Here is a 13104-nt window from a genome sequence, read left to right on the forward strand (position 1 = left end):
CTGAGGAGAAGAGGGCACAATGTTTAAAAAAACTCAGATAGCATTACTGGTTTGTTCAGCTTTTATTCTTTCTGCTTGTAATGAACCAAGGACGTTAACGCCACAAGAGCAACAGATGGTCAGCCAGCTCAAACAAGAGCGAGATAGGCTAGGACAAGAAATAGACATTGTTTCCGGCGAAATAGCGCAGTACAACGGCGGGCTGATTAAGACTATCATGCAGGTGCGAGAAGAAACACTGAAGTTGAGTAGAGACATACTTAATCAACGCATTCAAGCAATTGAAACTGGTGCGAAGGTGACTGTCATAGCACCAACCAGTCAACCTGACCCCGAGCGCGCTCAGTCACTACAAAGCGAAATTGAACAAGCAAAGCAACAACTGGTGGAAGCTAAAGCAAAAGCGGCACAGTATAGCGGTGGTTTGATAGCAGCAATCAGTATGTCGACTGTGGCAACCCAAGAGCAGACTCTGGCACTTCTTCAACAGCAGCTTTTAGTCGCAAAATACGGGTTACCTTTCACAGTGAAAGCTAGCGCTGAACCAAATAGCAAACCAGATAATTCTCCTACATCAAGCATTTCAAATACTGTAAATGAACCAGCGATGGCACCTGCTTCGGTAGCTGATAAGGGGGACATATTAGCTGCAGACGGTCCATTTGGTTTGGCTATGGGGATGACCAAGGAGATGTTTAAGGGGCATTTGACGCCTATTAGCACAGGGGTTTATATGTTAGATACCCCACCTAAGGCTCATCCTCAATTTGAACAGTATGTCGTTAAAATATCAGATAAAACCGGGCTTTGTTGGATCAAAGGGGTTGGAAAGGATATCCCGACGAATGGACATGGTATCCAGTTAAAATCCGAATTTGATGATTTTGAGAGAAAACTAGACGAACGTTATGGCTCTCACAAAAGAACGGATTTCCTAGTATCAGGGTCATTGTGGAATGACCCTCAGTATTGGATGCGTGGGTTACAAAAAGAGGATAGATATTTATATAGTGTTTGGGGTAAGGAAAAAAAGCCATTGCCAAACGAATTATTGGAGATTGGGTTGTTCGCTGGGGCAACCACTGGAGATAACGGTTATCTGACTCTTGAATATAGTTTTACTAATAAAGAATCATGTGACAGAGATGTTGAAAAACAAAAAGACGTAGGCTTATAAAAATACAAGCATCCGGCTTGAAGACACCCACCATAAACTCGCCTCCTAAAGGTCTCTCGGTACTCTGTGATAGCACAGTGAATCTAGGGGCCTTTTATGTTGCCTGATACCGACCCCTTAGCTATTGGTGTAACCGACCACAGAGAATGAAAAAACCGGCAGCAGGATCACCAGGGCCCCGGCCGCGATCAGCGGCAGGTGGGCCGCCAGATCCAGGGGGTATTTCACCAGCGCCGAGAAGACCAGCGCCGGGGAGAAGAGCTCTATGTTGGCCCGGTTGATGTAACCGAGTTCGGCTCCCCCGCGCAGCCGCCCGTAGAGGGCGCCGAGGCCCGCCACCGCAAACACCGGGATGACGATATCGAGCAGGGCACTGAGCATGGGGAGTCCGTCTTAGAGTTCGCGGGCGGGGCGTCCCATCAGCACCACGGGATCCAGGGTGACCTCCAGGGTGCCGTTGCTGACCCAGAGCTGGCCGTCCGAGATGGTGCAGGTGAGCTGCATGGTGCGCTCCACCATGGCGGTCAGGGGCAGGGTCTGGCTGTCGGAGAGCTCGATCACGGTGAGGTTGTCGTGCAGGCCGAGCTTGCCCTGGTTCTGCTTCCACCAGACGCTGGTGCCGCGGCCACCGTAGAGATAGAGCACCACCTGACGGGAGCGGTTGCACGCCTTCTTGAGGCGCTTCTCGTCGGGCTGGCCGAGTTCAATCCAGAGCTCGATCTCGTCTGAGTAGTTCTTGCGCCAGAGCTCGGGCTCGTCGTCCGCCGAGAGTCCCTTGGTGAACTCCAGCCGCTCGGCGGCGTGCCAGGCAAAGGCCGCCAGCCGGATCATCATCCGCTCGTCGGTCTCGGAGGGGTGACGGGCCAGGGTGAGGGAGAAGTCCTGATAGAGATTGCGGTCCATGTCAGACAAGCTGATCTGGGCCTTGAAGATGGTTGCCTTGAGCGCCATAGAAATCGTGAACACCTGATAAAAGAGAAAAGGGCGGACATGCCGGGCGCCAGTGTAATCAAAATGGCCGCCGGGTTCGACCATATTGACCACAGTTTCCCCACTTGGGCCTGGATAAGTGCCTTAAAAGACACATAAAACAAATGCCAGTCGTGAGACTGGCATTTGGCGGCATGAACGAGAGTGACTCACTTCTCGGCGGACTTGACCCCGAAGGCATTGAGCAGCAGGCAGCAGATCACTGCCACGGCCACGAAGCCGCTCAGGAAGATAAAGGGCATGGCCCCGTATCCCAATATGTTCCAGATGGTTTGTTCAAGCAGACTCATAGTGTGTCCTTCATCCAGTGAAATGGGTGTCCCTTTCGTGACGGAGTAGTCCCCGTTCCTGATAAGGCTATTTGACCTCAACCGGCGCCTGAGTCCTATGCCACCAAAGTAATAAATGGGGCACCAGTTTGCGCCAGATCAATGATTTGGCCCCTGATGTGCCGCTTTTTTGCCCATGGGGCAAGCGCTCCCCCCTTCCCTGCTCACGGTCAGACAAAAAAGCGAGGCGACCCCGGGGTCGCCTCGCGTACATCCTTTGCAGATCGCCTGGGATCAGTAGAAGCGCTGCTGCTCCGCCGCCATCGCCTTGAGGCGTGCGCAGGGGGCGAACCTATCGCCGTGGCGCTTCTGGTAGAACTCGAGGCGCCCCACCAGGTGATCGATGCCGAGGCTGTCCATGTAGCGGAAGGGACCGCCCAGGAAAGGGGGGAAGCCGATACCGAAGATGGCACCTATGTCGCCGTCACGGGCCGAGGCCACCACGCCGCTGTCGAGCGCCATGGCCGCTTCGTTGAGCATCAGCAGCACGCAGCGCTCGGCGATCTCCTGGCGGGCCAGCTTGGGCGATACCTTGACCCCGAGCACGGCGTAGACGCTCTCGTCCACCGTCTTCTTGCCCTCCTTGCCGGTGAGCTTGTTGCGCGGCGCCGCCTTGCCGTAGAGGTAGAAGCCCTTGCCGTTCTTGCGCCCCTTGCGATCGTCTTGCAGCAGCTTGTCAAAGGCCTTGGGGGCCTGGAACTGCTCGCCGCCGAGCTCTTTCTCGAGGATGGGGGAGATCTTGGCCCCCACGTCGATACCGACCTCATCGAGCAAGGTGATGGGGCCGACCGGGAAGCCGAAGTCCAGCAGGGCGCCGTCCAGCACCTCCACCGGCTCCCCTTCCAGCACCAGGCGCGCCGCCTCGTTCATGTAGGGGGCCAGGATGCGATTGACGTAGAAGCCCGCCTCGTCTTTCACCACGATAGGCGTCTTGCCCTGGGCCCGGGCGAAGGCCAGGGTGGTGGCCACCGTCTCGGGGCTGGTGCCCGCATGGGGGATGACTTCCGCGAGCGGCATCTTGTCCACCGGGCTGAAGTAGTGCAGCCCCACCACCCGCTCCGGATGGGCGGCATTGGCCGCTATCTGGTGGATGGGCAGGGAGGAGGTGTTGGAGGCAAAGACGGTGTGTTCAGCGCACTCGCGCTCCACGTCCGCCACCATCTGGTGCTTGAGGGCGAGATCTTCAAATACCGCCTCCACCACCATGTCCACCCGGTGGAAACCGGAATAGTCCAGGGTGCCGGTGAGCAGGCTCATCTGCTTCTCCAGCTCGCTGCGCAGCAGTTGGCGGCGCTTGAGCTTCCTGGCCAGCAGGTCATAGCTGTAGCGCATGGCGTTGCCGATGCCGGCGCTCCCTACGTCCTTGATCCGCACCGGCACCCCTACCTTGGTGGCGGTGACGAAGGCGATGCCGCCCCCCATCAGGCCCCCGCCCAGCACGGCGGCATGGGCCACCTTGCGCGGCTCGGCGCCCTGATAGGTAACCTCTTTCTTCATCTCTGTGGTGGCGAAGAAAATCGAGCGCAGGGCGGCGGATTCCGCCGTCATCACCAGCTCGCCGAAGTGGCGGGACTCGGCGGCCAGGCCAGCCTGCATCCCCTCCTCCACGCCGATGCGCACCACCTCGAGGATCCGCTCAGGGGCCGGGTAGTTGCCACGGGTCTTGGCTTTGACTCCCTTGCGGGCCTGATCGAACAGCACCTTGCGACCCAGGGCGTTGGTCTCCAGCACCTTGCCCTGCAGATCCCGCTTCAACTGATGGCGGGGCTTACCCTTCTTGGCAAGCTTGATGGCGGCTTCCAACAGGATGGAAGGCGGCACCACATCGTCCACCAGCCCCAGTTTCTTGGCCTGCTTGGCCCGTACCTGCTTGCCGGTCAGCATCAGATCCAGCGCCTTGGCCACCCCGATGAGGCGCGGCAGGCGCTGGGTACCGCCGGAGCCCGGCAGCAGGCCGAGCTGTACTTCCGGCAGGCCCAGCACGGTTTTAGCGTGATCTGTCACCACCCGGCCATGGCAGGCCAGCGCCAGCTCCAGCCCGCCGCCGAGGCAGGGGCCGTGAATGGCGGCGATCACCGGTATGGTCAGCGCCTCGATCTCGGCGAAGACCACCTGGCCCTCCCGCGACAGCGTCTCGGCGTCACGGGCACTGGTGCAGGCGGCCAGCATGCCGATGTCGGCCCCGGCGATGAAGGAGTCCTTCTTGCCGGAGGCGATCACCAGGCCGATCAGATCGCGGTTCCCCTTTATCTCGGCCAGCACGGTGCGGATCTCGTCTGCGAAGGCGGCCTTCAGGGTGTTCATGCTCTCACCGGGCACATCCATGGTGAGGATGCCGATGCCGTCTTTGCGAATATCCAGTGAAAAAGTCTTAGCGCTCATCATTCAACCTCCAGCACCATGGCCACACCCAGCCCACCCGCCGCACAGGCAGTGTTGAGCCCCAGTCCCCCACCCCGACGCCGCAGCTCGTGCAGGGTCTGGGTGATCATGCGCGCACCTGTGGCGGCAAAGGGGTGGCCATAAGCCAGCGAGCCGCCGAGGACGTTGAATTTGTCCATATCCACCTCGCCGATGGCCTGATCCCGGCCCAATTTGTCGCGGGCAAATTCGGCACTGGCAAACATCTTGAGGTTGGCCAGGGTCTGGGCGGCAAAGGCTTCGTGCATGTCGATGAGGGTCAGATCGGCCAGCGTGATGCCAGCCCTGTCCAGCGCCAGCGGCGTGGCATAGGAGGGGCCCATCAGCATGTCCTGCCAGACGTCGATGGCGGAGAACGCGAAACTGCGGATATAACCAAGCGGCTCCAACCCCAACTCCTTCGCCCGCCCCTCGCGCATCAGCAGCACGGCGGCGGCGCCGTCGGTGAGCGGGGTGGCGTTGGCGGCGGTGACGGAGCCATGCAGCCGGTCAAACACCGGCTTTAGCTTGGCGTAGCTCGCCAGATCCGAGCTTTCGCGGATGTTGTTGTCCCGCTCCAGCGGCGACTTGTAGGGGGGCACGTGGGCGGTAAACACCTCGCCGCTGAGCTTGCCCTCTGCCCAGGCTTGCGCCGCCAGCGTATGGGAGCGGTGCGCCAGAGCATCTTGCGCCTCGCGGCTGATCTGGTGGCTCTTGGCCATCTGCTCGGCGGTCTGTCCCATGGAGAGGCCGGTGGAGTACTCGGCCACTGCGGGCGGCACCGGCATCAAGTCTTTCAAGCGCAGACGACGCAGGATATTGAAACGCTGCTGCAGATTGCGCGCCTTGTTGAGATCCACCAGGGCCCGGGCCAGGGTCTTGCTCACCCCTATGGGGAGCACGGAGGAGGAGTCGGCCCCGCCGGCGATGGCGATGTCCACCGTGCCGGCCATGATGGATTCGGTGACGTTGGCCACCGCCTGGAAACTGGTGGCGCAGGCGCGCGACACGCTATAGGCATCGGTGCTGACGCTCATGCCGGTGCCGAGCACTATCTCCCGGGCTATGTTCGGGGCTTCCGGCATCTGGACCACCTGGCCGAACACCAGCTGGTCGATGAGCTTGGGATCGAGATCGGTGCGGGCGAGCATCTCGCTCACCACCAGTTTGCCGAGATCCACCGCAGGCACGCCGTGAAAGGCGGTGGCCTGCTTGGCAAAGGGGGTTCGCAGACCCGCCACGACGGCAATCCGTTCGCCCTGGCGAGTCGTCAGTTTCAATGGCTGTTTCATCCTGGCTCCTTGGTTAAACGAGAAGATTAAAAGGAAGAGGTCTGACCTCATAGCGCCACATCTTAACAATCCAATCACAACTTTCATACGGCTGATTGAAACTAAATTGTCCCCATCTTGGTCCCCTCCCTCGCCCTTGGGGGCCAACTGGAGTATAAAAAGATCAACTTCCATAAAAACAACGGGTTCATTACATGGCAGCGGCCGAATTCAGAGCGCTTGGGGACTATCTTGGCAGTCAGATCCTGGGACAGGGCCCCCTCATCGAGGGGCTGCTGATCGCCCTGCTATGTGAAGGACATGTGTTGATCGAGGGGGCGCCGGGGCTGGCCAAGACCCGGGCGGTCAAGGCGCTGGCCGGCGCCGTCGAGGGGCGCTTCGCCCGCATCCAGTTCACCCCCGACCTCTTGCCCGCCGATCTCACCGGCAGCGAGGTGTTTCACCCCCAGGACGCCAGCTTCGTGTTCCAGCCCGGCCCCTTGTTCAACCACCTGGTGCTGGCGGACGAGATCAACCGGGCCCCGGCCAAGGTGCAGTCCGCCCTGCTGGAGGCCATGGCCGAGCATCAGATCACGGTGGGCAAGAAGAGTTGGCGCCTGCCGCCGCTCTTTATGGTGGCGGCGACCCAGAACCCCATCGAGCAGGAGGGGACCTATCCCCTGCCGGAGGCCCAGCTCGACCGTTTCCTGCTCAAACTCATGGTGGATTACCCCAGCCCCGCCATGGAGCTCGCCATCTTGCAGCTCAACGCCGGGGGCGACACCCTGCCGCCGCCCCCCGTGACCCTGAGCCAGGCCGCCTTGCTCTCGGCCCGCAGCGCGGTGCAGACCGTTCAGATGCAGACCCGGCTCGAGCACTATCTGGTGCAGCTGATCTGTGCCACCCGCCCCGGCAGCGGTCTCTGCCCCGAGCTCGAACCCCTCATTGCGGTGGGTGCCAGCCCCAGGGCCAGCATAGGCCTGGCCCGCGCCGCCCGCGCCCGTGCCTGGCTCGCAGGGCGCGACTTCGTGCTGCCGGAAGACATCCAGCAGCTGGCCCCGGCCATCTTGCGTCACCGCCTCATTCCCAGCTATCAGGCCCTGGCGGACAACCTCGACAACGACACCCTGATCGCCCGTCTGCTGGATGCCATCCCATGCCCCTGACAGCCCGCCGTCCAGCGCCACCGATTCATCCCGAGCCATCAGGCCCTGGCGGACAACCTCGACAACGACACCCTGATCGCCCGCCTGCTGGATGCCATCCCATGTCCCTGACAGCCTGCCGTCCAGCGCCACCGCTTCATCCCGAGCCATCAGGCCCTGGCGGACAACCTCGACAACGACACCCTGATCGCCCGTCTGCTGGATGCCATTCCATGTCCCTGACAGCGCACCAGCACTGTGCCATGCCCCTGATGATCTGCCCCCATGACCAGATCCGCTGATCCCCGCGCCCATCCCGACATCGCCCTGTCCCTGGCCCGGTTGCTCGCCATCCGGCTCTGGGCGAGACAGGGTCAGCGGGCGCGCATTCACCTGGCTCGTCAAGGGCGGCTCGGGCGCCAGCCGGGCCTGAATTTTCGTGAGCTGCGCCTCTACCAGGCCGGGGACGAGGTGCGCCACATCGACTGGCGGGTCACCGCCCGCCTAGGCCGCCCCCACACCCGGCTGTATGCCGAGGAGCAGGAGCAGGCCCACTGGCTGCTGCTGGACCTCTCCCCCGCCATGTATTTCGGCTCTGGCCCCCAGCTCAAGGCCCGCCTCGGCTGCGAGCTTGCCGCCGCCTTGCTGTGGCAGGGGGAGAAGCAGGCAAACACCCTGGTCTGCCACGGGGTGGAGACCCGCAGCGAGTCTCAGCGTGACTCCCTGATCCCCCTGCTGGAGGCGCTCTGTCACCACTATGATGCGGGGCTGGAGCGCGCCCCCCTGGCCAGCTCCCTGGCCCAGACCCTGGCGCGCCTCAGCCTGCCCCATGGCGCCAGACTCACAGTGATCAGCCACCATCAGCCCCTGGATCAGGGGCTCAGCCAGCAGTTGCAACGCCTCGGCCAGCGCCACGACATCCACTATTGGCAGATCCGGGATCCCCTGGAGGTGGCCCTGCCCGAGCAGGGGCAACTGGCGGTGCAATCGGGCAAGCGCAGCGGCTGGCTCGACGCCGGACAGCCCCTCTTTCGCCGGCGCTACCAGGCCGCGGCGCGGCAGCAGGCCGACGCCTGCCAGCAGCAGCTGTTGCCCCTGGTGCAGCGCCTCTACCGCCTCGACAACGGCTTGCCGCTGCAACGCCAGTGGCAGGAGGCTGGATGCCGTCTGTTCTGAGCGCCCCCCAAACTCCCCCCCTCCAGCACCCGCCTGGGGAGATCGCTTCGCTGACGCGGCTTCAGGAGATCCAGGGACAGCTTCGCGACATCCATCCGGGCCCGCTCCTGGAGAGCGCGAGCGATCCCCGTCTGCTGGCCTGGGGCTGGCTGCTGATCGCCGTGCTCGCCGCCTTGCTGATCGGGGCCACCATAAACACCCTGTGGCGTCAGCGCCGCTGGGCACGCCAGATAGACTGGCAAGCCGCCGATCTGGTGCCTGGCCTGCACGCCGCGCTGAGAGAGGCGGCCATCGCCCGCTGGCCAGAGGCGCGTTCCCTGCAAGGGGAGGAGTGGCTCGCCTGGCTCGACCGCCAGGGAGGCTGCCATTTTGGTGAGTTCGCCCGCCAGTGGCCGGGCTGGCTCTATGGCTCGGACGCGCCGGATGGGGGGCAGCGGGCGCGGCTGCGCCTTGCCTACCTCAGCTGGGGACGCCGCTGCGTCAGCGCTCCGCACTGGATGGCGCGCCCTGTGCTGTGGCGCCGCAGGCGCAGCGGAGGAGCCAGATGAACCTCGCTTGGCCCTGGTTTGCCCTCGCCCTGGCGCTGCCGCTGCTGGTGCGCTTCGGCCTGCCCCCGCTCTCCCGCACCGGCCGCGCCAGGCTGGCCCATGCCGGCTTTCCCCTGCTGCTACCCCAGGCCGGGCAACCCCTGTGGCGCATGGCCCTGTGCTGGTGTGCCCTGGTGCTGGCCCTGTGCCGCCCCCAGTGGCAGGAGCCCCCCCTCATTCACTACCAGGCCAGCCGGGATCTCATCCTGGCGGTGGACCTCTCCGACAGCATGCGCACCCAGGACATGCTGGATGAGGGGGAGCAGCGCGATCGCCTCTCTGCGGTGCGCCAGCAGATAGCGCAGCTCATCGGCGAGCGCCCCGGCGATCGCATCGCCCTCATCGTCTTTGCGGATCACGCCTACCTGCTCTCCCCCCTGACCCAGGAGACCCGGGCCCTGCTGGCACTGACCCGCGAGCTCGATTTCGATCTGGTGGGGCGCACCACGGCGCTCGGCGAGGCCATACTGCTGGCCCGCCAGCACGCCGACCCCGACCGCCCCACCGCCCTGCTGCTGGTGACGGACGGGCGCAACACCGCGGGCAACGCAGAGCCCCTGACCGAGGCCAGGCGGGCCGCCGCCGCAGGCATCCGCCTCTATACCCTGGGGGTGGGGGCCGATCCCGACACCTTCGCCTCCCCCCTGGGAGGGGCCGATCCCAGCGCCGAGCTGGATGAACCCTTGTTGCGGCAACTGGCCGAGCTTGGCCATGGCCGCTATTTTCGCGCCCGCAGCCAGGCCGATCTCTCAGCCATCAATCAGGCCATAGACACCCTGGAGCCAGCCGCCCGCCCGCAGACCCTCTATCGTCCCCACCATGAGCTCTACCCCTGGCCCCTGGCGCTGGCCTGGCTGCTGCTGGTGTGGCCGGCCCGACTGCGCTGGCCGGGGCGGCGAACGGACAGAGACGCGCCGGAGCCGCCCCATGCATAAGTGGCTTGAAGGAGTGTCAATATGGAGCTGATGCTGCTACGCCCGCTCTGGCTGCTGGCCCTGCTGCCCTGGCTGTGGCAGGGGTGGCGCCGTCGTCGGCAGCGCCCCCTGCTGGCCCCCGCCATGCAGGCCTATCTGTTGCCGGCCCGGGGCCGGGCCATCCCCTGGCTCTGGCTGGCCACCCTGCCGGTGATCCTGGCACTCGCGGGCCCCGCCTTGCGCCAGCAGAGCCAGACCGTCAGCAGCTCGGCCCTGGATCTCTGGTTGCTGGATCTCTCAAGCTCCATGCAGGCCAAGGATCTGCCCCCGGATCGAGCGACCCGGGTGCGCCTGCTGCTTCAGGACATGCTGGCCGAGGCAGCGGCCCGGCAGGTGCCCCATCCCCTCGGACTCATCCTGTTTGCCGGGGATGCCTACCTCGCCATGCCCCCTACCCGGGATCATCAGGCCATCTCGCTGCTGCTGCCGGACTTGCGCCCGGCCATCATGCCGCTTCAGGGCAGCGCACCGGAGCGGGCCGTGGCACTGGCCCTGGCGCAGATCCCCCCGGGCCAGCAGGCGCGCCTGCTGCTCATCACCGACGGCCTATCACAGAGCCAGATGACGCGCATCGCCGATCTCTGGCCCTGTCTGGATACCCTCTTCTGCCCGCAATCGCCGTCCCCCCGGCTCGACATCCTGCTGGCCAATGCCGGTGAGAGCGCTGCGCTGCCCCCGCCCCCCGCCGAGGGGTGGCGACTCGGCAGCGCCCTGGGGCAGACTCTGCCGGCACCGGACGGCGCCGCCATGGCGGATCTCGCGGCCAGCACAGGGGGAAGGCTGCAATGGCTGCAGGCCGGGCTCCCCTCCTTTGCCCCCCTGCCCATGAGCCAGACCCAGACCGGGGCCAGGTCCCTCGATCTCGGCCCCTGGTTGCTGCTTCCTCTGCTGCCCCTGGCGCTGCTGGCCCGCATAGGGGCCCACTGGTTGCTGCTGCTCATGGTGGTGTTCATCCCCCCGCCCCCCCTGCAGGCGGCGCCCGCACCCTGGTGGCCCGCCCAGGAAGCGCCCGGCTGGCACGCCTTCTCCCAGGGGCGCTATCAGGAGGCAGCTCGCGCCTTCCAGGACCCCGTCTGGCAGGGCAATGCCTGGTACAGGGCCGGTGACTATGCCAGGGCCGTCGCCGCCTATGGCCGTGCCGACACGGCCACCGCCCACTACAACAGGGGCAATGCGCTGGTCTGGCTCGGGGATCTCAAGGGGGCCGAGCTGGCCTACCTGGCCGCCCTCAAGCGGGAGCCCGGGCACCAGGATGCCCTCCATAACCTGGCGCTGCTGCGAGCCAACCCGCCACAGGCGGCCCCTTCTGCCCAGGCCCCCGAGAGCGGCGAGCCCCCCGAGCCCTCTGCCGCCCCGGACAACCCCCGCCCCCCGGCGCCCCCCGTACTCTTGCTGGAGCAGCGGCTGCGCAAGGAGGCCGAGCGCCGCCCCCTTATCAAGATGGAGGAGCCCTGGTGATCCCCTGGCTGCGTTCACTCATCCGGTTGATGAAGGTGCCAAGCGGCGGCTGGCTGCTCGCCATGCTGCTGGCCGTCCAGGTACAGATCGCGCCAGTGCAGGCGGCCCCCCCTCGCGCCGAACTGCTGGCTGGGGAGAGCGAGCGCGACTGGCTGCTCGTCATCGAAGCCGACGGGGAGCTCAAGGGCGACGAGCTCAGCCTACTCCCCCTGCTGCGCCAGTTTGCGGTAGGCCAGGTCAGCATCAGTCGCGTCAACACCGAGGTGAGCAGCCTGATCCGCTGGCAGATCCCGCTTCACCTGCTGGAGACCAGTCCCCGCCAGGTGCCGCCCCTGACCCTCGGCGCCGAACAGACGCCCGCACTGCCCATCCCGGCGCGCCCCCGGACGGGCACCCTGATGCCGCAGCCCGAGGCACGAGTCTCCCCCGTGGAGCTGCAGGCCAGGGTGCTGCATCAGGGCCCCCTCTACCCGGGGCAACCCTTCATCTATGAGCTGAGCCTCTGGCTGCCCGCCAACATGGAGGCCCCCAACCTCGGCGAGCCCCTCGGTCAAGGCTTCACCATACGCCGCCTCGGAGACGATCGCTGGGAGTCCCCCGCCAGCCCCGGCATGCCGGGGCGCCTGATCCGCAAGTGGCTGCTCCAGGCCAGGGAGCCCGGGCTGCATCCCCTGGAGTCCCCCCGTTTCCAGGGGCGATTGCCCCAGGACCCGGACATTGCCGCGCAAAACGACGAAGGGGATCTGCTCTCCGCCAGGGCGGCCACCCTCTTCGTCAAGGTGGACAAGGCACCGGTAGAGCCGGTGGCGAGCAGCCTGAGCCTGCGCCAGCAGTTCAGCCCGGCCAGGGGAGCCAGCGTCGGGGAGCCGGTGATCCGCACCCTCACCCTGGTGATGGAGGGAGGAGATGGCAACCGCCTGCCACAGCTCCCGGCCCCGGCATTGCCGCAGGGTCTTTCGATGAAACCGGACGGCGAGCAGCAGCAGGAGCGTTTCGTGGCCAAGGGGGCGCTGCGCTTCGAGCGCCAGTGGCGCCAGGCCCTGACCGCACAAGCCCCAGGCAGCTATACCCTGCCCGCCGTGACACTCTCCTGGTTCAACACCGGGACCGGGCGTATCGAGCAGGCCCGCCTGCCGGCGCAGACCCTGCACATCGAGGGCGACGCCGCTCCCTCCGATCCCGCCAGGGCGCCCGGCACAGAGAGCCTCCTCTGGGTGCTGTGGGCGCTGCTGCTGCGCGCCCTGTGCCAAGGCGGGCCGCGCTGGCTCGCCTTCTATCGGCTGCAACGGGCCCTGGCTACCCGGGAGCCTGACCTGGCCAGAGGGGCCTTGCTGGCCTGGGCAGCGCTGCGCCGGGGGCAGCCTTGCCAGCACCTGGCCAGCCTGCCATGCCATGGCGATCCCGGTATGGGCGCGCGACTCGATGATCTGGACAGGGCCTGTTTCGCCGCCCCTGGCGCTGCAAGCCAGGGGGTCGACTGGCAGGGGCTGGCCCGGGCGCTGTGCGCCAGGGAGACTTTTGCGATAGCCTATGTCCTCAGAAAACTGGCGTGGGCACGTCCCTGACGCCTGCGGCAAACCACTCATGAAAAAGGAAT

At 64.9% G+C, this 13104-nt stretch carries 11 protein-coding genes and 2 pseudogenes; 8 read left to right on the forward strand and 5 right to left on the reverse strand.

Annotation, left to right across the window (positions count from 1 at the left end):
• The first annotated feature begins 19 nt into the window (after positions 1-19).
• The gene (locus AAHB08_RS06140; protein WP_342058419.1) at positions 20-1177 is read left to right on the forward strand and encodes a hypothetical protein; all 1158 of its coding nucleotides are present in this window, start codon (positions 20-22) and stop codon (positions 1175-1177) included.
• 135 nt (positions 1178-1312) lie between these two features.
• Here the strand turns inward: AAHB08_RS06140 and AAHB08_RS06145 are convergent.
• The 5 genes and pseudogenes from AAHB08_RS06145 to fadI form a co-directional block, all read right to left on the reverse strand.
• A pseudogene (locus AAHB08_RS06145) lies at positions 1313-1558 on the reverse strand (AEC family transporter); the annotation flags it as partial.
• A 12-nt stretch (positions 1559-1570) separates the two neighbouring features.
• Positions 1571-2128: a YaeQ family protein gene (locus AAHB08_RS06150; protein WP_043129908.1), complete on the reverse strand. Its 558-nt coding sequence runs from the start codon at positions 2126-2128 to the stop codon at positions 1571-1573.
• A gap of 188 nt (positions 2129-2316) precedes the next feature.
• Positions 2317-2457 (reverse strand): TIGR02808 family protein, encoded by a 141-nt coding sequence (locus AAHB08_RS06155; protein ID WP_081934454.1) that lies wholly within the window; start codon positions 2455-2457, stop codon positions 2317-2319.
• 273 nt (positions 2458-2730) lie between these two features.
• Positions 2731-4878, reverse strand: coding sequence for a fatty acid oxidation complex subunit alpha FadJ (gene fadJ, locus AAHB08_RS06160; RefSeq protein WP_342058420.1), 2148 nt, complete (start codon positions 4876-4878; stop codon positions 2731-2733).
• Positions 4878-6188: an acetyl-CoA C-acyltransferase FadI gene (gene fadI / locus AAHB08_RS06165; protein ID WP_005325159.1), complete on the reverse strand. Its 1311-nt coding sequence runs from the start codon at positions 6186-6188 to the stop codon at positions 4878-4880. Before fadI ends, fadJ begins: the two co-directional genes overlap by 1 nt.
• A gap of 194 nt (positions 6189-6382) precedes the next feature.
• Here fadI and AAHB08_RS06170 point away from each other — a divergent pair, with 194 nt between their 5' ends.
• The 7 genes and pseudogenes from AAHB08_RS06170 to AAHB08_RS06205 all read left to right on the forward strand — a co-directional run bounded on the left by AAHB08_RS06170 (position 6383) and on the right by AAHB08_RS06205 (position 13072).
• Positions 6383-7333 (forward strand): AAA family ATPase, encoded by a 951-nt coding sequence (locus AAHB08_RS06170; protein WP_319917547.1) that lies wholly within the window; start codon positions 6383-6385, stop codon positions 7331-7333.
• A 3-nt stretch (positions 7334-7336) separates the two neighbouring features.
• Positions 7337-7444: pseudogene (locus AAHB08_RS06175) on the forward strand (AAA family ATPase); the annotation flags it as partial.
• Between the two features lie 153 nt (positions 7445-7597).
• Entirely contained in the window at positions 7598-8488 is an 891-nt protein-coding gene (locus AAHB08_RS06185) for a DUF58 domain-containing protein (protein WP_342058421.1), read from the forward strand.
• Positions 8473-9036 carry a DUF4381 family protein gene (locus tag AAHB08_RS06190; RefSeq protein ID WP_342058422.1) on the forward strand — a complete coding sequence of 188 codons (564 nt, stop codon included), beginning with the start codon at positions 8473-8475 and terminating at the stop codon, positions 9034-9036. Before AAHB08_RS06185 ends, AAHB08_RS06190 begins: the two co-directional genes overlap by 16 nt.
• On the forward strand, positions 9033-10010 hold the full coding sequence (locus tag AAHB08_RS06195) for a VWA domain-containing protein (RefSeq protein ID WP_342058423.1): 978 nt from the start codon (positions 9033-9035) through the stop codon (positions 10008-10010). The genes AAHB08_RS06190 and AAHB08_RS06195 overlap by 4 nt, the downstream gene beginning before the upstream one ends.
• A gap of 21 nt (positions 10011-10031) precedes the next feature.
• Positions 10032-11507 (forward strand): VWA domain-containing protein, encoded by a 1476-nt coding sequence (locus AAHB08_RS06200; RefSeq protein ID WP_342058424.1) that lies wholly within the window; start codon positions 10032-10034, stop codon positions 11505-11507.
• 29 nt (positions 11508-11536) lie between these two features.
• Positions 11537-13072, forward strand: a complete 1536-nt coding sequence (locus AAHB08_RS06205; protein ID WP_446699517.1) for a hypothetical protein — start codon at positions 11537-11539, stop codon at positions 13070-13072.
• Positions 13073-13104: the final 32 nt, after the last annotated feature.

The organism is Aeromonas sp. OTU364 (genome assembly GCF_038440395.1).
Classification (GTDB): domain Bacteria; phylum Pseudomonadota; class Gammaproteobacteria; order Enterobacterales; family Aeromonadaceae; genus Aeromonas.